We start from the raw sequence: 25,052 nt of genomic DNA, 5'->3' as shown, positions 1-25,052 counted from the left end.
TTGCCGAGACGAGTCGTTAGGAGCTGCAGGACAGCATGGAGCAGCCGGCGCGCTGCTTAGCCCAATCGGGCCGTTTAGCGGCAAAACTCTGTTTATCCGCTTGTTCGGCGTAAGGGTGGCGCAGCACTTCGAGTAACTCCTGGACCAAAGAAAAATCGCCTTGTTCAGCCTGATCAATAGCCAATTGCGCCAGATAATTACGCAATACGTATTTCGGATTGACCGAGTTCATTGCTGAGCTGCGATCCAGCGGTAGCCTGCCGTCGCGCTGACTGCGCAGGCGATAAATGGCGAACCAGCGGCTAGCTTGTTCCATGAGGTCGTCGTTCAACGGCTCGTAGCTGGTGCGCTGCAACAGCGCTAAAAATTGCGCCGGCGAATTCGATTCCGCGCTGACATCGACATCAGCCAACTGCCGATAAAACAAAGTCATATCGGTTTCAGCGGTTTGCATGAGCTGGGTTAAGTCGTTCACCAAGGCCTCGTCTTCGCTGGGCTCGAACCTTGTTAGGCCCAATTTGGCGGCCATCATCGCCTGCCAGCCGGCGTCGAAGGTGTCGGTATAAGCCGATAAAGCTTGTTGCAAACTTTCGGCGCGCATAATCAAGGGATACAGAGCGTTGGCGAGTTGTACCAAATTCCAATAGGCGATTTTCGCCTGATTGCCGAACCGGTAGCGCCGGCCTTGGGCGTCGGTGGTGTTAGGCGTCCAGTCCGGATCGTAATTTTCAAGCCAGCCGTAAGGACCATAATCGATGGTCAAGCCCAGGATCGACATATTGTCGGTGTTCATCACGCCGTGCACAAAGCCGACCCGCTGCCAGTGCACGATCATTTCGGCCGTCTTGCGGCAGACTTGTTTAAACCATTCCAGGTAGACGGGAATCGATGGCTCACCCAGCTCCGGAAAATCGGTGCGAATGGTGTAATCCACCAGTTTTTTCAGCGAATCGAGGTCATCGCGCGCGGTGAATAGTTGAAAATTGCCGAAGCGGACGAACGACGGCGCCACCCGGCACACCACCGCGCCAGGTTCCATTTGCGGATTACCGTCGTAAAACATATCACGCACCACCTGTTTGCCGGTCAGGATTACACTCAAGGCGCGGGTGGTCGGCACACCGAGATGATGCATGGCTTCGCTGCACAAAAACTCACGTATTGACGAACGCAGTACAGCCAAGCCGTCGGCGCTACGGGAATAAGGCGTCACGCCCGCGCCTTTCAGTTGCAAGGTGTAGCGTTGCTTACGCTGATTAACCACCTCGCCCAAGTTGATGGCTCGGCCGTCGCCGAGCTGGCCGGCCCAATGGCCGAATTGATGGCCGCCGTAGCACATCGCATACGCTTCCATGCCTTTTGCTAGCCGGCTGCCGGAGAATACTTGGCAAAAATCTTCCGATTCGCAGAGTTCGGCGGATAAGTCCAAGTCTTCCGCGACTTCTCTGGAATAAGCGACCAATCTGGGTTGCTGCGCCGGCGTCGGATTGGCCCGGGAATAGCAGGCTGCATAAACTTGGCGCCGAAAATTATCCGGTTCGGGATCACCAGGCAACTCGCGGATAAAACGATTGTCGAAGTTCAGATTATCGAGGGCTGAATTGTGGTTTTCGGTAGGCATGATGACATCTTATCGGAGGCTAAAAAATTTTCGAATCGCGGCTGGAACCGGCTAAGATAAGCCACTAACAGCTAGTTTATATCAATCAATTTTTCAATCAGGGAATACCAATGAACAATTTTCTTGCAAAACGCGGACCACGCGCTTTTGGCTTTAGTTCACTTCTATTAGTCGCCAGCCTTGCGACGACGCAACTGACCGGTTGCTTTACTGTCGGCCAAGAGTTTTCCCCCGTCCGAGTGCCGGAAATCAAGGTCGGCCAAACCCGTAAGCAAGATATTACCGAAATGTTCGGCACGCCTTGGCGCACCGGCATGGAAGATGGTAAGCCTACCTGGACTTACGGGATCTACAAATATGCCCTGTTCGGCGGTAACGATTCCCAGGATTTGCTGATTCGTTTCGACGCACAAGGCGTGGTGCGGTCTTACACCTTTAGTTCTACCCGCAAATAATCGTGGCGACCGGTGTTTGCTCGCGGTATTTTAGCGATTTCGCTGTTACTGGCGTCCAGTAGCGGCGTAGCTAAAAAGCTTTATAAATATCAGGATGCCGAAGGTACCTGGTTTTTTACCGATCAGGCCCCCGCATCGAATCAGCCGGTAGCAGTCAGGCAGTTAAAAGCCGCCAATCCTAAGCGCGTTTGGCTGGAAAAAACGGCCGATGATTTGCAACCGAGTTTTTTTGCGCTGAACGCCTATCCGGGGCCCATCGAACTGGCCGTCGATTGGCGTGAGCGGGAAAATGTCAGCGCCAATCCGGATTTGCCGCGCCGCTTTGTCGTTGAATCCGGCCAGTCCGGCAGCTTGTTCTCGCTTATTCCCAACCAGAGCGCCGGATTTTATAGTGTCAATCTGCAATACAGCTATGTGGTCGGGCGGCCTTTACCCGGCTATGTGAGTCAAACGCTTTATAAGCCACCCTTGCCGGCCGGTGCACAGTTTCAAATTACCCAAGCTTTTAATGGACCATACAGTCATAACGATGAACAGAATCGTTATGCGGTAGACATCATGATGCCGGTTGATACGCCGGTTTACGCAGCCCGGGGCGGTATCGTGCTGGAAGTGGAAAATGACTATACCAGTCATGGTACTAGCCAGGCTTACGCCAGCAAGGCTAACAGTATCAGGATCTTGCATGAGGACGGCTCCATGGCTGTGTACGCGCATTTGGCTCTGGAAAAAGCCCAAGTCACGCCAGGAATGCGGGTGGCAACCGGGCAGCTGATCGCTTACTCCGGCAATACCGGTTTGACGACCGGGCCGCATTTGCATTTTGCGGTGCAGATCAATCGCGGTATGGAGCTGATTTCCGTACCGTTTCAATTTACCGACGAGAACGGTCTGGCGGTAGAACCGAAGCTTGGCCTTTGGTTATCCGGACCGGCGGCTACCGTCGGTAATTAGCCATCGGCTTTGGGTCTGAAAAACCGAAAGCAGCCCCGCCCCGCGCATTTGGCTTGATACATGGCATTGTCGGCGTTTTTCATCAGGCTATTTGCCTCCAGGCCGTCATCGGGATAAACGGCAATGCCGATACTGGAAGAAATATCCAGCGTGTGTTGTTGAATCACAAACGGCTGATTCAGACTGCTTAAGATGTTTTCGGCCACCAGCCCGGCCGCGGAGTGTCGGTCCAATTGGCAGAGTAAAATTACAAACTCATCGCCGCCCAAACGCGATACGGTATCCGTTTCCCGCTTGACGCAAGCCTCCAGACGATTCGCCACCTCTTTCAGCAATAAGTCGCCGACATCGTGGCCGAAGCTGTCGTTGACCGGCTTGAATTTATCCAGATCCAGATAGAGCAAGGCCAGCAAACTGCGCTCGCGTCTGGCCTGAGCGATAGCCTGATGCAAACGGTCGATCAGCAAGGTGCGATTGGGCAAATCGGTCAGTGCGTCGAAGTGGGCCAGATGATGAATGTGTTGCTCTATGGCTTTACGTGCCGTTATGTCCATCATCGTGCCGACATAATGGGTTATCTTGCCATCCGGGCTTTTCACGGCGCTGATGGTGAGCCATTCCGGAAATATATTGCCGTTCTTGCGCCGATTCCAGATTTCACCTTGCCAGACACCTTTGCTATCAATGGATTGCCACATTTCGGCAAAAAACAGCGCATCGTGAATGCCGGAATTGAGGATATTCATTTTTTGACCGATGGCCTCTTCGCTGGCGTAGCCGGTAATCTCGGTAAAGGATTTATTCACCTTTAAAATGACGGCATCGGCATCGGTAATCATCATGCCCTCCTGCGATTCAAAAGCTGTCGCGGCAATTCGCAGTTCGGTGTCCAGGCGTTTGCGTTCGCTAATATTTTGCGCGAAGGTAAAACTCAGTTCCAAGCCATTGTGAGCGATATAGTGGCAGGTGAGCTCAACCGGGAAAATCGTGCCGTCCTTACGTCGATGGCGGCTTTCGTGGCTGACAATTTCACAGTCGCGCAAGCGCTGCCAGATGTTTGACCAGGCACTGGCCAAAAGGTCCGGATCGAATTCCCAGGGTGCCATACCCACCAGCTCGTCCCGCGAATAGCCCAAGGACTGACAAGCGTAATCGTTGACGTACGTCACCATGCCCTTGGAATCAAGACAGAAGAAAGCGGTCTTGCTTTTATCGACCATGGTTTTGGCCAGCCACAACTCGTTTTCGATCTTCTTTAGCTCGGTGATGTCATCGTATACTCCCAATACCCCGATGGTTTCGCCCAAACTATTGCGCAGTGGCGCTTTCGATGTTCTCAGTAGAATCTCTTTGCCCTCAGGCGTGGTTTGCGGCTCTTCGTAAGCCAGCTTAGGCAGATTGGATTGCATGACCTGGCGGTCGTCGGCACGATAGCGCAAAGCCTGGTTTCGCCAGGATAGTTGCTGATCGACTTTACCGAGGAGGTCTTCGGTTCTCGTGAAACCGCCATCTCGCGCGAACTGCGAGTTGCAGCCGAGATAGCGCGAGTGCAGGTCTTTCCAAAATACCCGCATGGGTATGGTTTCGATCACCGATTGCAGCAAGCTGCGCGACTCGGCGAGCGCATTCATCGCATTGATGCGTTTGGAAATATCGTAGAGCAATACCAGTTGCATTTTCTTGCCGGCCCCGCCTGTGCGGGTAGCGGTGGTCATGACGTGCTTGTTCAGGCCGTTTTTGCAACGAACTTTGATTTCCAGGGGCTGAAATTCTTGGTCGTCATTTTCGAAGCGCTTTTGCCATTCCGCGCCAATCGTTTCACGGTAAACAGGATCGGGGAAGGCCTGTAATTGCCACGCGGACAGGTTGGGAATATCCCGGAGCCGGTAGCCGAAGACCTTGGTAAATTCCGGGTTCAGCATTTGCAGATTGCGCTTGTCGTCGAATAGCGCCAGTGGAATGGGGAGTGCGGTGACAATAGTGCTTAATTGGATATTGTCGTCGTTCAAACTGTTCAACTGGTCTAAAAAAACAATGATCATCGCGCAGATCAGCGAGGCGACCAGTAGCGAAGCGACCAAGCCGGTAAGTAGATAATCGAAGCTGATTTCGCCTTTCAGCAGCCATTCCATTATCGCCACAATCGATTCGGTAAGCATTGTCGCCAGAACAACCGAAATCAGCCAAAGCTGGTATTTATTGATACGCTGTAACCGGCTGAGAAGGATGTATTTCAAACTAGGCTTTAAGTACTTATTCGGCTGAAACGCTCAGTCGTTGACGAGATTTTTTTGTACGCTAAAGCTTACATCTTTGTAGGTCTATTTCAAAATCTTTCGGGAGTTTTTCCGTTTTTAGTCTACGGCTGCTCCAATCCAATGGACGCTCAATGTCAATGAGCTGCTTTACCCCGGCGACGAGCGATGAGGATGCATAAGGCCATTAAACAAAATCCGGCCCCCGCGTAAAACGTAAACTCGGCGCCGTAGCTATCCCACAGCAACCCCGCCATGACGCTAGCCAACAGCATGGCGATGCCGCCGACCAGATTGAAAAATCCGTAAGCGGTGCCGCGCAGGTCGGCCGGTGACGTGTCCGCGACCATTTTGGCCAGCAGGCCTTGAGTCATGCCCATGTGCACCCCCCAAAGCCCAACGCCGGCCAACACTATCCGCCAATCGGCGCTACTGGCCAGTACCAAGTCGGCGGCGATCAGTACCAACAGCCCCCAAGCCAGCAGTTTCCGGTGCGATACGCGGTCGGACAGACGGCCAAACGGGTAAGCCGTGGCCGAATACACAACATTCATCGCCACCATTGCCAAGGGTAACAGCGCAATCGGAATGCCGCTTTGTTGGGCGCGCAGCACCAAAAAGGCCTCGCTGAATCGCGCCAGTGTGAACACCGCGCCTATCATCACTACTCGCCAATAGTCGGCATTTAAGCGTTGCAGATTGACGCGCTTGATGGGGTTGCCGTGTTGCGAACGCTGCAGATGCTTGGGTTCGCGCACACCAAACAGCAACATCAGCACCGACAACCCGCCGGGGATCACGGCCACCCAAAAAACCGCCCGAAAATCGTTGGCCCAAAGTAGCATCAGCGCCACCGCCAGCAATGGTCCCAGAAAAGAGCCGACCGTATCCAGCGATTGCCTGAGGCCAAAGGCCGCGCCGCGAATTTTCGGCGGGGTGATGTCGGCAACCAGTGCGTCGCGCGGTGCGCCGCGTATGCCCTTGCCCACCCGGTCCAGCAGTCGCGCGCTTAAAACCATGCCGCTGCTGCCGGCGATGGCAAACAGGGGTTTGGTCAAGGCTCCCAGGCTGTAACCTATCAAGGCCAGACTTTTGCGCTTGCCCAAATAATCGCTGAGCACCCCGGAAAATACTTTGACGATCAGCGCGGTCGCTTCCGCGGCGCCTTCGATCAAACCGATGCTCAAACTGCTGGCATGCAGAGTGGTGAGCATGAATACCGGCAGCAGGCTGTGGATCATTTCCGAGGAAATATCCATCAACATACTGACAAAGCCCAATGCCCAAACGCTTTTCGGGATTTGTCGCCAGATAGGTTTTGCGCCGGAATGCGTCATGGAGTTTATGTTTGCCGTTCGTTTAAAGGAAATCACAGCGCCTAGGTTGCCGTAAAACCCGCCGCCCCGATGGAATTTTATTGTCGCAAGGCCCTAGAGATTGACAATGCCCGTTAGCAGTGTAAACGTAAGGCCATTTTTCAACAGGAGGTTTTTATGATGCGTAGTTTATTCTTTTTGGCCTTATTGTTCAGTTCCGGTTTGCAAGCGGCATTGCAGGAGCAAGCCGTGAGTTATGCCGCCGGCGATACCACGCTAAAAGGCTATCTGGTTTGGGACGACACGAAAGGCGACAAGCAGCCCGGCGTGCTGGTGGTTCACGAATGGTGGGGCTTGAACGACTACGCCCGGCAGCGCGCGAAGATGTTGGCGGAACTGGGTTATACCGCGCTGGCGGTCGATATGTACGGCGACGGCAAATCCAGCGAGCATGCAGCCGAAGCCTCAACCTTCATGAACAGCGTCGTGGAGCGGGCGGGCGTTTCGCAATTACGTTTTACCGCGGCTTTAGCCTTTTTACAAAAACAAGCCAGTGTCGATAAGGGCAAGATTGCGGCGATAGGTTATTGTTTCGGCGGTGCGACAGTCTTGAATATGGCGCGCTTGGGTACCGATCTGGCGGCAGTGGTGAGTTTTCACGGCAATCTGTCCACGCAAACGCCGGCAAGACGTGGGCAGGTCAAATCGCGGGTATTGGTTTTGAACGGCGCGGCCGACGAGTTTGTCAGCGCCGACAGCATTGCGGCATTTGAAAAAGAAATGACCCAAGCCGGCGTGGACTATCGTTTGGTTAACTATCCCGGCGCGCGCCACGGCTTCACCAACCCCGACGCGGATAGGTTAGGCAAAGCCAATAATTTGCCTATTGCTTACGATGCCGACGCGGATAAACAATCCTGGGAAGCCATGCAACAGTTGTTTCGCGAAGTGTTCAAGCAATAGCTAATCGTCAGTCAAATCGGTGGCAGTCGGTGCATAGGCTCTGATAAACGCGCTGACGGCGCGCTCGACTGTGGCTTTAACTTGTTTGGGTTTCAATTCCCGGCGGGCGTTGAACAAGCCCGATTCGTAGACTTCCGATTCCAGCAAACCGCGAAAATGCGCGGCCACCACATGTGGGTCGGCATGCCGCAACTGGCCGGCATTCATCGCTTGTGCGAAAAATTGCGCAGTAAATTGCATGCCCTTGGCGGGGCCGTTTTCGAAAAACAGGCGGCCGGCTTCCGGATGAGTGGCGGCGGCTGCGATCAACATGCGTCGGGCCGCCAAACTTTTCAAGGACAGAAAGTTGCTCATCACGCCTTCGCCGAAACGTTGCAAAGTGGCCGGCAAGTCGTCGGAAGGTTGCAACAGTGCCAGGACTTGGTTGACCTGGTCTGGCAGTGTATCGAGAGGTGCACTGCCGCAGTCCGGCATCAGCAAGGAAAATAATTGCTCGCTGTGGCGATCAGCGGAACGGCGCGCCAATTCCAGAAACAACTGTTCCTTTGAGCTGAAATAGTTGTACAGCGTGGCCTTGGAGTGGCCGGCAGTAGCGGCGATTTCCGCCATCGTCGCTTGTTCGAAACCGACTTTTTCAAACAGGGTTTTTGCCGCATCCAGAATAGCTTGGCAACGTTCTCCACTTTTCTTTCTCATGGAACCTTCCTTATTCGAGCGAGTCGGCTGAGTTTCGAGCGCTAGGCCGCTATTTGGCTTATTCTAGACCCGATGGTTCAGTTTTAAATTGTCGTATAGACTTGGAGCTGAGTAATGTTTGCCGAGATTTTTCGTCATGATGACACACCTAGCCCGCCGTATAAGCTTTTATACCCTTTATTCCCAGCGTGGATTGGCACGCGGTTCATTGCTTATCGGGATTTTTACCGTACTAGCATGCTGTGCGGTGCTAATAGTTTGGTTGTTAAACCGGGAAAGTCCAGGCGCTGCCGCGCCGGGAAAAACGGTGCCGGCGCTGACGGTGACGCGGGCAGTGCCGCAATGGCGGCAGTGGCCAACCACCCTGGAAGCGTCGGGGGCGATTACGGCCTGGCAAGAAGCCGTCATCGGCGCCCAGCAATCCGGATTAAGGTTAATCGAAGTCAATGTCAATGTCGGCGATCAGGTCAAGCGCGGTCAGCTATTGGCGCGTTTCGACGCTGATATGCTGCGCGCCGATCTGGCGCAATTGCAGGCCAATCTGGCCCAGGCGCGGGCCACTGCCGCGCAAGCCGAAACCAACAAACAGCGGGTGCTGAAACTCAAAAACGCAGCGACGCTGAGTCAACAGGAGTTGTTGCGGTACGAAACCGAAGCGGAAACCTCCCGCATTCAGGTCGATGCGATCAAGGCCCAGTTGGCTGCTAAACAGTTGCAACTAAGCTATGCCGAGGTGCGGGCGCCTGACGACGGCGCGATTAGCGCGCGAATGGCAACCCTGGGCGCGGTGGCCGGCAGCGGGCAGGAGTTGTTTCGATTAATTCGGCAAAATCGCCTGGAATGGCGCGGTGAATTGACCGCCGGGCAAATCGCGCAAATTCAGGCGGGGCAAGCGATTCAACTGAGCCTGCCGGACGGCAGCGTTGCCCAAGCTAGGGTGCGGCAACTGGCGCCGGCCTTGGACGAGCAGTCGCGATTGGGCGTCGTGTACGCCGACATCCTGCCGGGCAGTCAGGCGCGGGCCGGCATGTATGCCAATGGTCGGATCGAGTTAAGTCAGCGTCCGGCATTGGTGGTGCCGGCCGCCAGCGTGGTGATCCGCGATGGCCGCAACTATGTGCTGACGCTACTCAGCGATGCCGATACCTCGCTGGTAAGTTTGCAGGCGGTCGAAATCGGCCGTCGATACGGCGTGGACATTGAAATCGTCCACGGTTTGAGCGAAGCAGAGCGCGTGGTATTGGAGGGGGCCGGCTTTCTCAATGATGGTGATCTCGTGCACATCGCGCCGACGAGGATTGATTAATGAGTTTTGCCTCTTGGTCGATTCGCAGCCCCATTCCATCGATTTTACTGTTTATCTTGCTGTCATTGGCCGGACTACGCGGCTTGCAGCAGTTGTCGATACAGAGCTTGCCGGATCTGGATTTACCCAGCGTCATTGTCAAACTTAATCAACCGGGCGCGGCGCCGGCACAACTTGAAACCGAAGTGGCGCGCAAAGTCGAGGATTCGATTGCCACGCTGTCCGGGTTGAAGCATATCCGCACCTCGATTACCGATGGTTTGGTGCAAATCAATGTCGAATTTATTCTGGAAAAAAAGCTTTCCGATGCCTTGATAGAAACCAAGGATGCGGTGGACAGGGTGCGCTCGGATTTGCCTAGCAGTGTGCTGCAACCTAGTATCAGTGCGGTGACCGTGGGTGGCGCGCCGATTTTGACCTATGCGATTGCCTCGACCAAACTGGACGAGGAAGCCTTATCCTGGCAGGTGGATGATAACGTCAGCAAGGTCATGTTGGGCGTGGCCGGCGTCGGCCGTTTCGAACGCCTGGGCGGAGTGCAGCGGGAAATACAACTGGAAGTCGATCCGGTGCGCTTGGCTTCGCTGGGCGTCACCGCGACCGATGTGTCGCGAGCCTTGAAACAGGCGCAGCAGGAGTCTTCCGGCGGCCGGGGTAATGTGGGCTTGGCGGAGCAATCGGTGCGCACACTGGCCACGGTGCGGCAGGCCAGCGAACTGGCGGCCTTGCCGGTGCCTATAGCCAACGGCGGCGAGGTGCGCTTGGAGCAAATCGCCACGGTCCGCGACACCGTTGCCGAGCGTACGCAATTGGCAGCCTTGGACGGCAAGCCGTTGATCGGTTTCAACATCTACAGGGCCAAGGGTTTTGACGAAACCCGCATCGCCAATGATGTGGAGCAGGCCTTGGCGCGGATGCGGGAAGCCGATCCTTCCTCGAGTTTTACCCTGATTTCCGGTTCGGTGGCGTATTCGCAAGAGCAGTATGAAGGCTCGATGATGATGCTCTACGAAGGCGCGCTGTTGGCGGTCTTGGTGGTGTGGTGGTTCTTGCGCGATTGGCGGGCAACTTTGGTGTCGGCGTCGGCCCTGCCTTTGTCGATTTTGCCGACGTTCGCGGTGATGCATTGGTTGGGGTTTTCCATGAACATGCTGACCATGCTGGCCTTGGCTATCGTGGTCGGGATATTGGTGGACGATGCGATTGTGGAAATCGAAAACATCGCCCGGCATGTGCGGATGGGCAAGGGCATCCGTCAGGCCGCCGCCGAGGCGGTCGACGAAATCGCACTGGCGGTCATCGCCACCACCTTAACGCTGGTGGTGGTGTTTATGCCTACTGCCCTGATGAGCGGGGTGTCGGGATTGTTTTTTCGGCAGTTCGGTTGGACCGCCGTGGTGGCGGTGCTGGCATCCTTGTTGGTGGCGCGCCTGCTGACGCCGATGCTGGCGGCTTATTTACTCACAGAAGGTCATCACCCGGCCAGCGTCGATGGCAGATTAATGCCCATTTACCTGAAAACCGTGCAGTGGACGCTACGTCATCGCCAGGCGACGATGCTGCTCTCCACGCTGTTTTTTATGGGTGCTTGCTTATTGCTGCCCTTGATCCCGGCGGGATTCGTGCCGCCCGCTGATCGTGGTTACACCACGGTGCAATTCGAGTTGCCGCCGGGTAGTTCGATAAACGATGCCGGTCGAGTCGCCGAAGCGGCGCGAGCGGTTCTGCAACCGCTGGCAGGTGTCGAACACATTTTTACCGCGGTCGGTAGCAGTCAAATAGTCGGTGGCGGCGTGACCAGACCGGGCGAACAACGTAAGGGCGCGCTGACCTTAACTTTGAGCGAGCGCGGGCAGCGGCCGCATCAAACGCAGATTGAACAGGCGGTGCGGGCAGTATTGCGCGAAGTGCCGGGCGCCCGCTTCTCCATTGGCATCGGGGGGCCGGGCGAGAAGATGTCTTTGATACTGTCTAGCGATAATGCGGCGGCCTTAAAGGCCAGCGCGCAGGCCTTAGAGCGCGATTTGCGTAATATGGGTAGCTTGAGCAGCATCAGCTCCACGGCCAGCCTGGAACGGCCGGAGATTGCGATTCGGCCGGACTGGCAGCGCGCTGCCGAATTAGGCGTGACAGCCGAACTGATCGGCGAAACGGTGCGCATTGCCACCACTGGTGATTTTGATGCCCAATTGGCCAAGCTGAATCTGGATAACCGCCAACTGGCGATTCGGGTAAGGATAGCCGATGCCGCACGGCAGAATTTGCAGGTCTTAGCCAATCTAAGAGTTAGGGCGGGGGATAGGTTGGTACCGCTGTCTAGTGTGGCCGAGCTATCGTTAGCCAGCGGTTCGGCGCAGGTGGACAGGTATGACCGTCGCCGCTATGTCACGGTCAACGCCGAACTGGGCGGCATGTCCCTGGGTGAGGCGCTGGCCGCCGCCAAAACTTTGCCGGCAGTGGTTAATATGCCGTCCAGCGTTAAATTGATTCGTACCGGCGACGCCGAAATCATGGCCGAATTGGCCAGCAGTTTTGGTATGGCGATGCTGACCGGATTGCTGTGCGTGTTTTGCGTATTGGTGTTGTTATTTAAGGATTTCTTTCAACCCTTGACCATCCTGTCGGCGATACCGTTGTCGATGGGCGGCGCGTTTGTCGCACTGTTGCTGACCGGCGGCGAGTTGAATATTCCGTCGATGATAGGCTTGATCATGCTGATGGGCATCGTCACCAAAAACTCGATCCTGCTGGTGGAATATGCGTTGCTGGCGATGCGAGAACATGGTCTGAGTCGGCACGAGGCCTTGCTGGATGCCTGCCATAAACGCGCCCGGCCTATAGTCATGACGACGGTGGCCATGATTGCCGGTATGTTGCCTATTGCGTTGGGATGGGGGGCGGACGCCAGTTTTCGCCAGCCGATGGCGGTGGCGGTGATTGGCGGCTTGATTAGCTCTACTTTGTTAAGTCTGCTGGTGGTGCCGGTGGTGTTTACCTATGTCGATGGTGCTCGGCAAAGTTTGGTAAAGCCGTTTTTCGGTAGTGTCTCAAAGGGCGAATGAATTCGCCCTTCACGCGGCGTTAACGTGTGCCGAATACCACGATGGTTTTACCGTGTGCGGTGATCAAGCCCTTGTCTTCCAGCTCTTTCAATACGCGCCCTGCCATCTCGCGGGAACAACCGACGATGCGGCCGATTTCCTGGCGGGTGATATGTAACTGCATGCCGTCCGGATGGGTAATTGCGTCCGGCTCCTTGGCCAAATCCAACAGGGTGCGGGCGATACGGCCTTCCACGTCCATAAACGCCAGATCGCGGTATTTGCGGCTGGTGATCAACAAACGGGTCGAGAGCTGTTCGCCGAGTACCGTCAAAATCTCCACCGCCTGATCGCGCAACTCGGCGTTTAACAGCATTTTGAAGCGTTCATAACCGATTTCCGCCATTTGGCATTTGGTGCGGGTTTTCACCAGTACGCTCCGCGTTTCGGCGTTTTTGAACACCCCGATCTCGCCGACGAAATCGTGTTTGTTCAAATACGCCAAAATCAACTCGCGGCCTTCCTCGTCCTCGACGCTGACGCTGACCGAGCCGTCGACCACAAACAACAGCTTGTCGCCTATATCGCCGGGGCGGACTATGGTGATTTTGGCCGGATAGCTTCTAACATGGCAGAAGCGTAAAAAGGCATCCAGGGCAGAGGGTGAAATCTTGTTTTGTTTAACAAAGCTCATAATTTGTAATAATTCTGTGAACTAGATTGGTTACCCTATCAAGGTGCAGTAGTTTTACAAAAAAATCAAGACATTTGACGGGTTCGTTGTAAAATTCGCGACAATTTTGAATTTGGTTGGGGTTTAACATGCAGGCAACGATTAAATGGGTCGACGGCAGATTATTCGTCGGCGAATCCGGCAGCGGGCACACGGTTGTGATGGACGGTCCGCCGGATCACGGCGGCCGTAATCTCGGGGTACGCCCCATGGAAATGCTGTTGTTGGGCGTGGGCGGCTGTTCGTCGTTCGACGTCGTGGATATTCTGCAAAAAGGCCGCCACGAGATCGTACATTGCACTGCCGAACTGACTGCGGAACGGGTGGACACAGTACCGGCCGTATTCAGCAAAATTCATTTGCACTTCAAGGTGACGGGTAAAAATCTGCCGGTTGCCGCAGTGGAACGGGCGGTGAAGTTATCCGCCGAAAAATATTGCTCGGCTTCCATTATGTTGGGCAAAGCGGGCGTGGAAATAAGTCATGATTTTGAAGTTATAGAGGGTTGATCGGTTGAGCAAATTACAGTTACACGGGTTTAATAACCTGACCAAATCGTTGAGTTTTAATATTTACGACGTTTGCTATGCACCCAAAGAGCAGGAAAAAGCCTACATCGAATATATCGACGAAGCCTATAACGCCAAGCGTTTGACGCAGATTTTAAAAGACGTAGCCAACATCATTGGCGCGCAAATTTTGAATATCGCCCATCAGGATTACGATCCACAGGGTGCCAGTGTGACGATGCTGATTTCCGAAGGTGCGGTTATTCCGGCCGGCATGAATTCCGAGTCACCCGGCCCGTTGCCGGAAACGGTTTTGGCGCATTTGGATAAAAGCCACATCACCGTACACACTTATCCGGAAAGCCATCCGGATACCGATATTTGTACGTTTCGGGCCGACATCGACGTGTCAACTTGTGGGCAAATTTCCCCGCTGAAAGCCTTGAATTATTTGATTCACAGTTTCGAGTCCGACATCGTCATCATGGACTACCGCGTGCGTGGCTTTACCCGCGATGTATCCGGGCAAAAACATTACATTGATCATAAAATCAATTCCATCCAGAATTACATCGCGGAAAGCACGAAAGAGCTGTACCAGATGATCGACGTCAATGTGTATCAGGAAAACATCTTCCACACCAAGATGATGTTGAAAGAAACCGAACTGGAAAATTACTTGTTCGAGAAAGAAAGTAATTTCAGCGACGAGGATCAGGAAGAAATCCAAGGCATGCTGCAGGAAGAAATGGCCGAGATTTTTTACGGCCGAAATTTTTCTTAAAGAATTTCTTATTCCCGGTAACAGCCTCGGCGGTACAAGCGACCGCCGAGGCTGTTTTGTTTATGGGGCCGGTTTACGAGGGGCTTGCTCGCGCATTTGTTCTTGATGTTGTTTGCGCAAGTCGTCCATTTTTTGCATTTGTTCCGGGCTTAATACTTCTTTCATTCGGCTGTGCGACTCTTCGTGGATGGCGCGGAATTTTTCGTGCTGTTCTTTAAAAATCGCTTCCAGTTTGGTTTTTTGCTCAGGGCTGAGTTGCAGCAGTTTATTCAAATGTTCTAGCTTGTGGTCCACCGGTTGGCCATAGTCGTTTTCACTAGGGTAAGCGAAGGCGGTTAATGGCAAGGCCAGGATGATGGCGACGAACAGGTTTTTTCGCATGGTCTAATCTCGAGTTAAATTGATGTGGTGCTTGGTGTGCGAGGGAGCTGATGCCGGAACGCCGGCAAAAGTTCACTATTCTGAAAAAGCCTTGGGGTTTTGCACGGGCGCGCAGTCGATGCTGAAACGTCTGGGTTGTTCTGACAGTTCCAGCGCCGTCAATTGTCCGCCCCACAAGCAGCCGGTGTCTATTGAGTAACAGTTATAGCCGGCGAAATAGCCCAGCGTGGACCAATGGCCGAAGATGATGCGCATATCGATACTTTTGCGGCCCGGCACTTCAAACCAGGGCATTAAGTGGTCGGGCTGGCTGCCGGGAGCGCCTTTGGGCCCAAAATCCATCACGCCGTCCAGGGTGCAATAGCGCAGCCGGCTGAAACAATTGATCGCAAAGCGCAGCTTTTCGGTTTTCAGTAAATCGTCGCGCCAGACTACGGGCTTGTTGCCATACATGGAGCGGAAAAAGCGTTCGTGATCCGGGCTTTGCATGGCTTGCTCGGTTTCACGCGCCATGCGCAATGTGGTTTCAAAATCCCACTGCGGTGGCAAACCGGCATGCAGCATGCAAAAATTATCATTGTGATGGAACAGCTTTTGATGGCGTAGCCAGGTTATCAGCTCTTCGCAATCCTCGGCCCTTAAAACGTCGCTCAGCGTGTCTTTTTTACCGGCCTTGCCCAGCGACACCACGGTCGCAATCAAGTGCAGATCGTGATTGCCCAGTACGGTAACGGCCGCAGAACCCAAGCCTTTCACAAAGCGTAGCGTTTCCAAGGATTTTGGGCCGCGGTTCACCAAGTCGCCGGCCAGCCAGAGTTGATCCTGATTCGGATCGAAGCTTATATGGTCCAGCAAACGACGGAACTCGTCGTAACAGCCTTGAATGTCACCAATTGCATAAATCGCCATTAGTGCAGCGTTCTAGGTATCGATAAAGTGAATTTGGGAATGGCTGCGTTAAAATTTTCGCCGGCGTCCGATTGCATTTGATACTTACCTTGCATCACCCCGACCGGAGTTTCTATCATCGCCGCGCTGGTATAGCGGAATGAGTCGCCAGGGCTAAGATGCGGGTTTTCTCCCACCACACCGTCGCCGTTGACTTCCTGCACCTTGCCGTTGGCATCGGTGATCAGCCAGTGGCGAGTCAGCAATTTGGCCGGTGTGGAACCGACGTTGGTGATGGTGATGGTATAGGCGAACACATAGCGGTTCTGTTCGGGGGACGATTGGGCCTCGATATAATAGGGTTGGGCTTCAACTAAAACTTTGTTTTTTTCGCTCATTGATAGATGATGTAAATCAGTATTTGCCTTATTTCAACCCAACTCATACCCAAACGCAAGCAAGCAATCCGATGAATATCCGCAGATTTCTAAGCGCCGGGCTAATCGCCTGGTCCCTGCAGGCGCTTGCCGAAGATACTAAAGATTTGTTTGCTGCCGCAGCCACCGGCAAGCTGGATCGCGTCGAGGCGCTATTGGCGCAAGGCTTGGACGTCAATGGCAAACTGGAGACCGACCGTACTGCGCTGATGGCAGCCAGTTTTAACGGCAATTTACGGATTGTCAAGGCGCTGCTGGCTTATGGCGCCGACGTCAATTTGGCGGATAAACTGGGTTCCACCGCATTAACGGATGCCGTGATGTTTGGCAATGCCGACATCGTTGGCGTGTTAATCGCGGCCGGTGCCAACGTCAACGCGGCGGACAGCCAGAGCGTGAAAATACTCGATAAAGCCAAAAAGCTTGGCCGGGAAAACATCGTAAAGCAGTTAGAAGCGGCTGGCGCCAAAGGTTCGGAAGCCAAAGTCGAAGAAAAAATCGAAGGCGAACCCAAAGCCGAGGAAGAAAAAAAGCCGGAAGAACCCAAAAAATGATCCAATTCGCTGACGATCCAATTCCGGATTTGAATCTCATTAAACCCGCTAAAATTATCAGAATGACAGAATTACAAAAGCCACTACACATCCACATCCTCGGCATTTGCGGTACCTTCATGGGCGGCTTGGCCTTGATCGCCCGCGAATTGGGTTATACCGTCAGCGGCTCCGATCAAAACGTCTACCCGCCGATGAGCACGCAACTGGAAGAGCAAGGTATTCGGCTGATGAACGGCTACAAGGCCGAAAATTTGGACGTTAAACCCGATCTGGTTGTGGTCGGCAACGCCATGTCACGCGGTAATCCGGAAGTGGAAGCGGTATTGAACTTAGGCTTGCCCTATATCTCCGGTCCGCAATGGTTGGCGGAACATGTGTTACAACATAAATGGGTATTGGCGGTGGCCGGTACGCACGGCAAGACCACCACCAGCAGCATGTTGGCTTGGGTGCTGGAATACAACGGTTTCAAACCGGGTTTTCTGATCGGCGGCATTCCGTTGAATTTCGGCATCTCCGCGCGCTTGGGCGAGTCGGATTTTTTCGTGATCGAAGCCGACGAATACGACTGCGCCTTTTTCGACAAACGCTCCAAATTCGTCCATTACCGGCCACGCACCGCGATTTTGAACAACCTGGAATACGATCACGCCGACATCTTCGAAAACCTGGACGCCATTAAAAAACAGTTTCACCATCTGGTGCGCACCATACCCAGCGAAGGTCTGATCATCGCGCCGGCTTGCGAACAACATGTTACCGAAGTGCTGGAAACAGGCTGCTGGACGCCAGTTGTGAAAACTGCGATCGACGGTGAGGGCGATTGGCAAGCGCACTTGTTAAAAGCTGACGGCAGTCGCTTCAGCGTCAGTTTTGCCGGTGAAGAGCAAAGAGTAGTCGAGTGGACTTTGACCGGTCGCCATAGCGTCTACAACGCCTTGTCTGCCATCGCCGCCGCCCGGCATATCGGCATTCTGGCAAAAGATGCGATAGCGGCTTTGCAGCAGTTTCAAAATGTGAAACGGCGCATGGAAGTCATCGTCAAAAGTGCTGGTGTTACCGTTTACGACGACTTTGCCCACCATCCGACAGCGATAAAAACCACGCTGGACGGCTTGCGCCAACAAGTCGGTAACGAAAAAATCCTGGCCATCGTCGAGCCGCGCTCCAACACGATGCGGCTGGGCGTGCATACGCAATCGCTCGCAGAATCGTTGGGCCAAGCCGACCGGGCCATCGTTTATCAGCCCGACAACCTGGGTTGGGACTTAAGCCAGCTGCTGAAATACGCCGGCAATATCGAGATTTACAATGACCTGGAAAGCATCATTTCCACCATCAAAGCCCAAGCCGGCGGCGTTTGCCATGTGTTGCTGATGAGTAACGGCAGTTTCGGTGGCATATACAAACGCCTGCGGGACGAGTTGTAAGCCATGAACCGCGTCGAAATCCGCTACTGCACGCAATGTCGCTGGTTGCTGCGCGCTGCATGGATGGCGCAAGAATTGTTAAGCACTTTTGAACAGGAACTGGACGAGCTGGTGCTGCAGCCGGATACCGGCGGTATTTTCGAGGTGCGCGCCAACGGCGAATTAGTTTGGTCTCGCAAGCAGCAAGGCCGGTTTCCGGAGATTACCGAGTTAAAGCAATTGGTGCGCGACCAAATTGCCCCCGAGCGGGATCTGGGGCATGCCGACCGCAAGCCCGCGCCGCAGTCTTGATCAGGCTGCGCAAAGACTAAACAAGGCTAAGCTGTCTGAGATGATGCTCCCGGAAGACGACGACGCTACCCTCATCAAACCCAAAGACGACGATCTGACCCGGATCAAGCCTCGCCCCTACCCACAGGTGTTGAACGGCAGTTCGGAGCAGGACGGTAAATTCAACGATGATTATTCCTTGCGCGGCGCCGTGGGCGTGGGCGGCGGCGGTCAGGTGTTGCTGGGTTTTGACGAGCGCATCGGCCGCGAAGTGGCGATCAAGGAATTACTGGATCAGGCAGCGAATGATGATATCGAGCTGAGCGCACGTTTTCTGCGCGAAGCTCGCATCACCGGTCGCCTGGAGCATCCGGGGATTGTGCCGGTTTACGATCTGGGAACGAAGCAAAGCGGCGCGCCCTACTATGTGATGCGCTTGGTGCGTGGCGATACACTGGCCAAAGCCCTAAAAGCCTGTAATGACGAGGTGTTGGCCGAGCATGCCTTGTCGCGGCGCCTGAGTTTGCTGGACAGACTGATCGACGTTTGCGAAGCGGTGGCGTACGCCCACTCCAAAGGCGTGATTCATCGCGACATCAAACCCGGCAATATCGTGCTGGGCCCGTTCGGTGAAACCATTGTGTTGGACTGGGGCTTGGCCAAGGTGGAAAACGAAGCCGATCTGGCGCCGCTGCTGCATGCTGCATCCACTCAGGCTGCCGACGATGCGGATTTGACCCGGATCGGCGACATTCTCGGCACCCCGGCCTATATGGCGCCGGAACAAGCCAATCCCGATTTCGGTGCGGTAGATACGCGCTCCGATGTGTTCGCGCTTGGCTGTATTCTCTATTATTTATTGGCCGGCCATCCGCCGCTAAGCGGTAGCGCTGATGAAATATTGGCGCAACTCAGTTCGCTGGCGCCCATGCCCTCGGCGCGGGATCCGAAGCTGCCCATGCCGCCGGAATTGATCGCCATCTGCGACAAGGCCTTATCCAAGGACAAAACCTTACGGTTTCCGAATGCGGCTGCGTTAGCCGACGAATTGCGGGCCTATCGCGACGGCCGCTTGGTGAGTGCCTATGCCTATTCGCGTGGCGAACTGCTACGCCGCTTCATCGCCCGTAACAAAGTCGTGCTGGCGGCTAGTCTGGCGGTATTACTGGCGATTTTGATCGGCGCCGGGCTGGCCTTCAAATTTGGCGTGGAGGCGCATAAAGCCCGAGACTTGGCGGTGGCTGAAGGCGAACTCGTCAAGCAGGAAAAGCAGCAGGTGGAGCGTGCGCTAGCCGATGTCACCCGTATTTCCAATCAGAACCTGACGGCTGCCAATCAGATCGCGGACCGCATCTTGGGCAACCTGAACGAAATGCGCATGGGCATGCAGCAAACCGCCGAGTCCTTACACGGCAACGCCGATTTAGCCGCATCCAGCGGCTTACTGGAGAGCTTGCTGCAACGTTATCCGCGCGGTGAAAGTTTCGCTACCACCCGTGCGCCCGGCACTATCGTTGCGGTGGCGCCGGCCAAATATCGCCAAGCGCTGGGTGCCGATACCTCGCAACTTGAGCACAACCGGATGGTTTTGGAGCGGGGAGTGCCGATTCTGAGCCGGATTTATCAAGCCCCGGAAGGCTTTCCCGCCGTCACGATGGTGGTGCCGATCAAACAGGGTAAAACCATCCCGGGCTTTATTTCCATGCGCATCAAACCGGTCGATTTTCTGGGTGGTTTGCTGGCCGAGGATACTCAGACCCAAAAACGCACAGTGTGGGTCGTGCAAGATGATGGCCTGCTGCTTTACGATAGCGATCCGCAGGAGATTGGCCTTAATTTGTTCCGTGAGGAGCGCTTCAATCAGATACCGGAACTGCGCCAGCTCGCGGCTGAAATCGCCGATCAAGACGCCGGCGTGGGCTATTACCAAAGCCAATCAGCGGGTCAATCCGCGCCCTCAAGGCAGATCGCCGCCTGGGTAAGTTTAAGGCCGGCGGAGAATCGGGGCTGGAAAGTGGTGGTTTTAGAAGCTTGGTGACGCGGCTGTATTGCACAGTCTCGCCCTTGGAACTTATACAAGGCGTGGCGAAAGCATTGCGTTGAAACGTAGCCGGTTAGAGAAAGCTTTGAGGGTCATTGCGCGTAATAAAGCCCCCGGCTGTGCCGGGGGTATCTGCTATGTCAAGCTTCTGATTTCGGCACGGCCACTTGAGGCTGTGATTTTTTCCAAAGCCCACCACCGATAAAACAGTTCCAGCCCCAGCGCAGCCAATTCAACAAGGCTGCGGCCATCCACAACGACCAAGCCAGCATCAAAATCCGGTAGGCCAGTAAAGGCAGGCTGACTACCGTGGCAATGGCCAACTGCGGACCATTGCGATCCTGATACCAATTTAGCAAGGTCGCAGACGATTGATTCCCGGCAATTTGCATATCCGGATTACCCAACAAACCTTGCTCGACCGCTATTGCTATCAGCAACAAGGACAGCAGCGTCAAACCGGCCAAACAGATTTGCGCCAAATTGAACCAGCGCGGCCGTTCCGGTGCATGCTCGGCGCGGAAACCCAGAGCAAACAACCAGCCCACCACCAAAAATGCAGCGGTAATATGCAACTGGCTCAAGCCGATCAGCAACAAAAACCACTGCCAATGCTTTAGCGGCGTGATACTCAGCTTACCCAAGCCCAGCGCCAATACGGCCAGCACTATCAATAAGCCCCAGATCAACGCGGCCGGCCCGAACTTCGGCCCAAAGGTCCACAATAACCAACGCTCTTGCGGCATCAGCAACTGAATACGACTGTTCACGCTGGCAACGCCGAGATCAACCAGCGGCGTGCGTAACAGCAAACCGGGTTCTTGCGCTGTCTGCCAATTCAACACAATTTGCTGAGTGCCGGGATGTATCGGCAAACTCACCACAGCACCTTGCTGACGAATCGGCTGACTCACGCCGTCTATCGTCACACTTTGCAGTTCCGCCTGCTCCGGCAGTTTCACGGGGTGTTGTCCACCTTTGGAACTACGGATGCTCAAGGTCAATTCCACCGTTTCACTACGCTGCCCAGGTTTGACCATGAGCTCACTTCTATCGATGGTCAAGGTCGCCCCTGCCACCGCTTGCGGACGGCTGATAGTTAGATTGACCCGCTCGCCCGGCCAAGGCCGCCACTCCGGTAGCCATTGTCCTTGACTATCCTGATGATGCACCACCGCAATACCGTCAGCCTGCAAATGCCAGATTGGACTAACATCGGCACGCCAAACCTCGTGCCATTCCGGCGTATCGGCGGCCTGCAATAACAATTGCTCGGTTTTAGCCAATGCGGACTCCCATTCCATAGTCGCCTGGCCGGCCGCCATGTTGACTAATACTTTACCGTCCTTGATTCGCACTTGCGGACTGGTGACCGCTTCGCCCGGCAACAACGGTAGCTCCAGTAACACCGGACTGAGTGCGCCGGCCAATTGCTCGACGCGGGTGGTCACCCGCCAGTCCAAGCCCAAATGCAGGGTTCTTTCCACCCGCACGAATGCCGGCAAGGCAGTTTGTTGTAGTTTATTTTTCGGTCCACTATCGGGTTGCAATCGGCTGAACTCCAGTTGTGGACCCACCTTGCCGTCCTCGTATAAACCATCCACCCGCCAGCCGTCGGCGGTAACACCGGCGTGTTGCGGCGGCAATGGCAGCGGCAAACTAAATTTATCCTGCGCGGTATAGCGGCCCTGCATCGTCACTTTGTGTACTCCAGGCGACACAGCCAGCCACAAGCTGCCGTCATCCTGTCTGATCAAGGCTTGCGCCTCGCCGCCATCGACGCTGACCTGCTCCGGAAACCATTGCTCAAGCTGGGCCGGCAACGGTACTGCCAAATCTTGCTGAGCGTGCAATTGCAGTTCGATGCGCAACATCTCCGGCTTTACCATTAATTGCATGTCGGCGATCTGCGCGCAGTTGGGCAGGCATTGCGGTGCTTGCAGCAGGCGGGCTTTCAGTTGCTCCAGCATTGGCGCGTCGGGCAGATCGGCATAGGCCTTTTCACTGGGCGCCATCAACAACGGCAGCAGCAACAGGCAGGTCAAAGTCGGCAGGGACAAGCGCCAGTTGGCGGCGATGGCTCCCAGCATTTTTAACACCAACACCGCCACCAACAGGGCATGGGCAAAATGCAGCAACATCAGCATAAATGGCGACAAATACCACAGCCGGATTTGTTGGTCGCTATCAACCGCGCCGTTCCAGCTTAACTCCACGCGCTGCCAGCCCCAATGCGGCAAACCGGGACCGGTTTGCAGATTGGCGTCCGGGTCGATCCGCTGCAAACTGGCAGCGCTGCCACCATAAGCACTCGACATCTTGGGTTTAGCGGAATACTCGGACTCCGTTTTAGCAAGTTCTCTAAGTTCCGGCTCCGGCGCCATCGCCGAATCCGCCATTTGTTCTACTTGCATCGCCATTGGTGCGGCGGCGCTCACCATCGAATGCAAACGTTGAATAGGCTGCCGGGGCAGTTCCAGTTGCGGATAAATGCCGATACGAATCTGCGCTATCATGAATGGAATCGTCAGCATTAGCAGCGCCAGCCAGCTGGCGTTGCGATACCATTTCAACCATTGCCAAAAGCTACCCGCCGGTAATACCCGCAGCAACGCCAACACCGCCAGCATATTCAGCCAAATCAAGCGCGGCGCATCGGTTTCGTGCCAAATCAGCGCCAAACTGAGCAAGGCAAATGCGCCCCATTGTGGCGACCAGAGTCGGCCCGCGGCCAATGCAGCGATCAAGACCAAAAACAAGTCCAGCAAGGTCCAGCGGTTTAACCAGCTATTCGGCACATTATCCACGCCGCTGACCGCCAGCAGACGCCAGCCCGGCGGGATATTCAATTCAGCCTGTACTTGTTGAAAACGCTGTTGCCAGCCGCTGGCGCTCAAGCTACTTAAATCGGCTTCGATCCGGCTGTCGGCATTCAGCTGGATGGCACCGCGGCGCACTTCCACGCCCTGGTTGCCATCCGCCAGTTGCGTGATCAATTGGCTCTGACCGTCCAGTTGCACTTGGCCCAGTCCCAGCTCGGGCACCGCGTTCAAACGCCAGTCGCGACTCATCGTACCGGTGATGTTATCGCTGACCGTGTAACCGCCGCCCTCGAAGTCCAGCCACAGCGTGCGCTGCAGCTTGAGTTGATTCGGTTCGGGCTCAGGGTCGCCGCGGCGCATGACCTTAAACTTCATACTCTCGCCTTGCTGGAGTTGATAAGTAGGTAAATGCTGCCATTCGGCGGGCAGATTGGTTTGGCTGCCGTCTATCGCGGTCAAATTCTCGATCTCCACCAAACGCAAGGCAGGCACGGCCTGGAACGCCCACAACTCGTCCGCCGGCCAGTTCTGGTCAGTTACGGCCAAATCCAGTTGCGTCAAAGCTTGCGGATGGCGGGCATGAATGTCTATGCTCCAGCGTCCCGGCCGCACTTGCACCAAGAGCCGGCCGTTTCCGTCCAGACGAGCCGGCAACGGACTATTCAACGCCACCGGGATAAAATTAGGCAGTAAAGCATAAGGAAACTCAATCTCCCGCGCCTTGCCGGAGACTTCCAAATCCAGACGGGTAATGACTTGCAGCGGCACCTCGTCCTGCACCTGCCGGAATACTTGCAGGTCCAGCCTATCCTGCTCCCGGTCGGCAGTGTCGGCGTTCTCGGTATTCAGCCACAAGGCACCTTGCTTGATGGGTGGATACGCGACCGGCTTATCGTTGACGCTGAGCTGAATCAAGCCGCTGGCTTCGGGTAATGCCAGTTGCTCCGGCAAATTTTCCCAGAAAAATTCGCCGCTAATCTGGTAGCGGCCGGCGGGCAAGTGCAGGGCCGGCTTACCGTCTTTTTCTACGACCGGCTGGGTTTGTTTGTTGACGGTGACCGCCTGCGGCCAATGTTGCGTGTCGCCCGGCAAGCTAATCCAATCCTGGCGATACACGGTCCATTCGGCAACGAAGCTGCCGTGCTTAGCTTGTAAATTCAGGTGCAGAGCGCCCGGCCAGGCGCAGTGTTTTTGTTGAAAATCGTCGAAGATAAACGGGCAACGATACTGAGTTTCATCCGCCAATACCCAGTTGACCCAGGGTTTTAACGGCTCCGGAACGTCTTGCATGTCCAACGCTATTGCCGTTTGCAGCGGTGCCAGCCCAAGCAATAGCCACAGCATAAAAGCCAATCGTCCCATATTATCCTCCCGCCCTCATCCCATTTAAGGGATTTGATAAACATCACAGAAAACTCTCTCCCTCCGCACCCAGGGGCATAAAGGGATTTATGTATCTTAACATTCGTCATGCTTATCTAGCGTGGGGGCGATTTATCCCCAGCCGGGCTAAAGCTGGTGAAATTGAGCAATCTCCGGTTTTTGCTTTTAAGTCGCTGCGCCGTCTGCCTCTTGTAGCTATTTGTCTGATGG

General features: G+C 54.9%; 20 protein-coding genes. 11 read left to right on the top strand and 9 right to left on the bottom strand.

Features of this window, described 5'->3' with window-relative positions; all coding sequences use genetic code 11:
• Positions 1–16: 16 nt before the first annotated feature.
• Complete coding sequence (locus DDY07_RS17975) at positions 17–1,621, bottom strand: YdiU family protein (RefSeq protein WP_171696879.1); 1,605 nt, start codon at positions 1,619–1,621, stop codon at positions 17–19.
• A 110-nt stretch (positions 1,622–1,731) separates the two neighbouring features.
• Here DDY07_RS17975 and bamE point away from each other — a divergent pair, with 110 nt between their 5' ends.
• Positions 1,732–2,076 (top strand): outer membrane protein assembly factor BamE, encoded by a 345-nt coding sequence (gene bamE / locus DDY07_RS17970; RefSeq protein ID WP_026602570.1) that lies wholly within the window; start codon positions 1,732–1,734, stop codon positions 2,074–2,076.
• 12 nt (positions 2,077–2,088) lie between these two features.
• Positions 2,089–3,030 (top strand): peptidoglycan DD-metalloendopeptidase family protein, encoded by a 942-nt coding sequence (locus DDY07_RS17965; RefSeq protein WP_171696878.1) that lies wholly within the window; start codon positions 2,089–2,091, stop codon positions 3,028–3,030.
• Here the strand turns inward: DDY07_RS17965 and DDY07_RS17960 are convergent.
• Positions 3,027–5,189 (bottom strand): PAS domain S-box protein, encoded by a 2,163-nt coding sequence (locus tag DDY07_RS17960; protein WP_171696877.1) that lies wholly within the window; start codon positions 5,187–5,189, stop codon positions 3,027–3,029. The two genes, DDY07_RS17965 and DDY07_RS17960, sit on opposite strands and share 4 nt — an antisense overlap.
• A gap of 233 nt (positions 5,190–5,422) precedes the next feature.
• Positions 5,423–6,622, bottom strand: a complete 1,200-nt coding sequence (locus DDY07_RS17955; RefSeq protein WP_171696876.1) for an MFS transporter — start codon at positions 6,620–6,622, stop codon at positions 5,423–5,425.
• 156 nt (positions 6,623–6,778) lie between these two features.
• On the opposite strand from DDY07_RS17955, the gene DDY07_RS17950 reads away from it, so the two are divergent.
• A complete protein-coding gene (locus DDY07_RS17950) occupies positions 6,779–7,564 on the top strand; it encodes a dienelactone hydrolase family protein (protein ID WP_216614773.1) in 786 nt (261 codons plus the stop codon).
• On the opposite strand, the gene DDY07_RS17945 is transcribed toward DDY07_RS17950, so the two are convergent.
• Entirely contained in the window at positions 7,565–8,260 is a 696-nt protein-coding gene (locus DDY07_RS17945) for a TetR/AcrR family transcriptional regulator (RefSeq protein WP_171696875.1), read from the bottom strand.
• A 136-nt stretch (positions 8,261–8,396) separates the two neighbouring features.
• Between DDY07_RS17945 and DDY07_RS17940 the strand changes: the two genes are divergently transcribed.
• Positions 8,397–9,566, top strand: a complete 1,170-nt coding sequence (locus tag DDY07_RS17940; protein ID WP_253734531.1) for an efflux RND transporter periplasmic adaptor subunit — start codon at positions 8,397–8,399, stop codon at positions 9,564–9,566.
• Complete coding sequence (locus DDY07_RS17935) at positions 9,566–12,628, top strand: efflux RND transporter permease subunit (RefSeq protein ID WP_171696874.1); 3,063 nt, start codon at positions 9,566–9,568, stop codon at positions 12,626–12,628. Before DDY07_RS17940 ends, DDY07_RS17935 begins: the two co-directional genes overlap by 1 nt.
• A gap of 19 nt (positions 12,629–12,647) precedes the next feature.
• Here the strand turns inward: DDY07_RS17935 and crp are convergent, their stop codons facing one another.
• Positions 12,648–13,301 carry a cAMP-activated global transcriptional regulator CRP gene (gene crp, locus DDY07_RS17930; RefSeq protein ID WP_033158235.1) on the bottom strand — a complete coding sequence of 218 codons (654 nt, stop codon included), beginning with the start codon at positions 13,299–13,301 and terminating at the stop codon, positions 12,648–12,650.
• Between the two features lie 128 nt (positions 13,302–13,429).
• Between crp and DDY07_RS17925 the strand changes: the two genes are divergently transcribed.
• Positions 13,430–13,849 carry an OsmC family protein gene (locus DDY07_RS17925; RefSeq protein ID WP_033158234.1) on the top strand — a complete coding sequence of 140 codons (420 nt, stop codon included), beginning with the start codon at positions 13,430–13,432 and terminating at the stop codon, positions 13,847–13,849.
• Positions 13,850–13,853: 4 nt separating this feature from the next.
• Positions 13,854–14,633, top strand: coding sequence for an adenosylmethionine decarboxylase (gene speD, locus DDY07_RS17920; protein WP_033158233.1), 780 nt, complete (start codon positions 13,854–13,856; stop codon positions 14,631–14,633).
• 60 nt (positions 14,634–14,693) lie between these two features.
• On the opposite strand, the gene DDY07_RS17915 is transcribed toward speD, so the two are convergent.
• The 3 genes from DDY07_RS17915 to apaG form a co-directional block, all read right to left on the bottom strand.
• A complete protein-coding gene (locus DDY07_RS17915; protein WP_171696873.1) occupies positions 14,694–15,014 on the bottom strand; it encodes a periplasmic heavy metal sensor in 321 nt (106 codons plus the stop codon).
• 75 nt (positions 15,015–15,089) lie between these two features.
• On the bottom strand, positions 15,090–15,923 hold the full coding sequence (locus DDY07_RS17910; RefSeq protein WP_171696872.1) for a symmetrical bis(5'-nucleosyl)-tetraphosphatase: 834 nt from the start codon (positions 15,921–15,923) through the stop codon (positions 15,090–15,092).
• Positions 15,923–16,300 carry a Co2+/Mg2+ efflux protein ApaG gene (gene apaG, locus DDY07_RS17905; protein WP_020484295.1) on the bottom strand — a complete coding sequence of 126 codons (378 nt, stop codon included), beginning with the start codon at positions 16,298–16,300 and terminating at the stop codon, positions 15,923–15,925. The genes DDY07_RS17910 and apaG overlap by 1 nt, the downstream gene beginning before the upstream one ends.
• Before the next feature lie 71 nt (positions 16,301–16,371).
• Between apaG and DDY07_RS17900 the strand changes: the two genes are divergently transcribed.
• The 4 genes from DDY07_RS17900 (at position 16,372) to DDY07_RS17885 (ending at position 20,634) form a co-directional block, all read left to right on the top strand.
• On the top strand, positions 16,372–16,893 hold the full coding sequence (locus DDY07_RS17900; protein WP_171696871.1) for an ankyrin repeat domain-containing protein: 522 nt from the start codon (positions 16,372–16,374) through the stop codon (positions 16,891–16,893).
• A gap of 62 nt (positions 16,894–16,955) precedes the next feature.
• Positions 16,956–18,326 carry a UDP-N-acetylmuramate:L-alanyl-gamma-D-glutamyl-meso-diaminopimelate ligase gene (mpl, locus tag DDY07_RS17895; protein ID WP_171696870.1) on the top strand — a complete coding sequence of 457 codons (1,371 nt, stop codon included), beginning with the start codon at positions 16,956–16,958 and terminating at the stop codon, positions 18,324–18,326.
• Between the two features lie 3 nt (positions 18,327–18,329).
• Positions 18,330–18,617, top strand: coding sequence for a SelT/SelW/SelH family protein (locus DDY07_RS17890; RefSeq protein ID WP_033158228.1), 288 nt, complete (start codon positions 18,330–18,332; stop codon positions 18,615–18,617).
• On the top strand, positions 18,586–20,634 hold the full coding sequence (locus DDY07_RS17885) for a serine/threonine protein kinase (RefSeq protein WP_171696869.1): 2,049 nt from the start codon (positions 18,586–18,588) through the stop codon (positions 20,632–20,634). Before DDY07_RS17890 ends, DDY07_RS17885 begins: the two co-directional genes overlap by 32 nt.
• A gap of 143 nt (positions 20,635–20,777) precedes the next feature.
• On the opposite strand, the gene DDY07_RS17880 is transcribed toward DDY07_RS17885, so the two are convergent.
• The gene (locus DDY07_RS17880) at positions 20,778–24,821 is read right to left on the bottom strand and encodes a hypothetical protein (protein WP_171696868.1); all 4,044 of its coding nucleotides are present in this window, start codon (positions 24,819–24,821) and stop codon (positions 20,778–20,780) included.
• Positions 24,822–25,052 lie beyond the last annotated feature (231 nt).

This window comes from Methylomonas sp. ZR1, from assembly GCF_013141865.1.
In the GTDB taxonomy this organism is placed as follows: Bacteria; Pseudomonadota; Gammaproteobacteria; order Methylococcales; family Methylomonadaceae; genus Methylomonas.
This window is presented reverse-complemented; position numbering and strand designations above follow the sequence as displayed.

Coding starts and splice junctions, on each gene's coding strand:
- mpl (WP_171696870.1), top strand. CDS start 16,956: ATGACAGAATTACAAAAGCCACTACACATCCACATCCTCGGCATTTGC.
- DDY07_RS17955 (WP_171696876.1), bottom strand. CDS start 6,622: ATGACGCATTCCGGCGCAAAACCTATCTGGCGACAAATCCCGAAAAGC.
- DDY07_RS17880 (WP_171696868.1), bottom strand. CDS start 24,821: ATGGGACGATTGGCTTTTATGCTGTGGCTATTGCTTGGGCTGGCACCG.
- bamE (WP_026602570.1), top strand. CDS start 1,732: ATGAACAATTTTCTTGCAAAACGCGGACCACGCGCTTTTGGCTTTAGT.
- DDY07_RS17925 (WP_033158234.1), top strand. CDS start 13,430: ATGCAGGCAACGATTAAATGGGTCGACGGCAGATTATTCGTCGGCGAA.
- DDY07_RS17945 (WP_171696875.1), bottom strand. CDS start 8,260: ATGAGAAAGAAAAGTGGAGAACGTTGCCAAGCTATTCTGGATGCGGCA.
- DDY07_RS17900 (WP_171696871.1), top strand. CDS start 16,372: ATGAATATCCGCAGATTTCTAAGCGCCGGGCTAATCGCCTGGTCCCTG.
- DDY07_RS17960 (WP_171696877.1), bottom strand. CDS start 5,189: ATGCTTACCGAATCGATTGTGGCGATAATGGAATGGCTGCTGAAAGGC.
- DDY07_RS17940 (WP_253734531.1), top strand. CDS start 8,397: ATGATGACACACCTAGCCCGCCGTATAAGCTTTTATACCCTTTATTCC.
- DDY07_RS17950 (WP_216614773.1), top strand. CDS start 6,779: ATGATGCGTAGTTTATTCTTTTTGGCCTTATTGTTCAGTTCCGGTTTG.
- DDY07_RS17910 (WP_171696872.1), bottom strand. CDS start 15,923: ATGGCGATTTATGCAATTGGTGACATTCAAGGCTGTTACGACGAGTTC.
- DDY07_RS17975 (WP_171696879.1), bottom strand. CDS start 1,621: ATGCCTACCGAAAACCACAATTCAGCCCTCGATAATCTGAACTTCGAC.
- DDY07_RS17935 (WP_171696874.1), top strand. CDS start 9,566: ATGAGTTTTGCCTCTTGGTCGATTCGCAGCCCCATTCCATCGATTTTA.
- DDY07_RS17890 (WP_033158228.1), top strand. CDS start 18,330: ATGAACCGCGTCGAAATCCGCTACTGCACGCAATGTCGCTGGTTGCTG.
- DDY07_RS17885 (WP_171696869.1), top strand. CDS start 18,586: ATGCCGACCGCAAGCCCGCGCCGCAGTCTTGATCAGGCTGCGCAAAGA.
- apaG (WP_020484295.1), bottom strand. CDS start 16,300: ATGAGCGAAAAAAACAAAGTTTTAGTTGAAGCCCAACCCTATTATATC.
- crp (WP_033158235.1), bottom strand. CDS start 13,301: ATGAGCTTTGTTAAACAAAACAAGATTTCACCCTCTGCCCTGGATGCC.
- DDY07_RS17915 (WP_171696873.1), bottom strand. CDS start 15,014: ATGCGAAAAAACCTGTTCGTCGCCATCATCCTGGCCTTGCCATTAACC.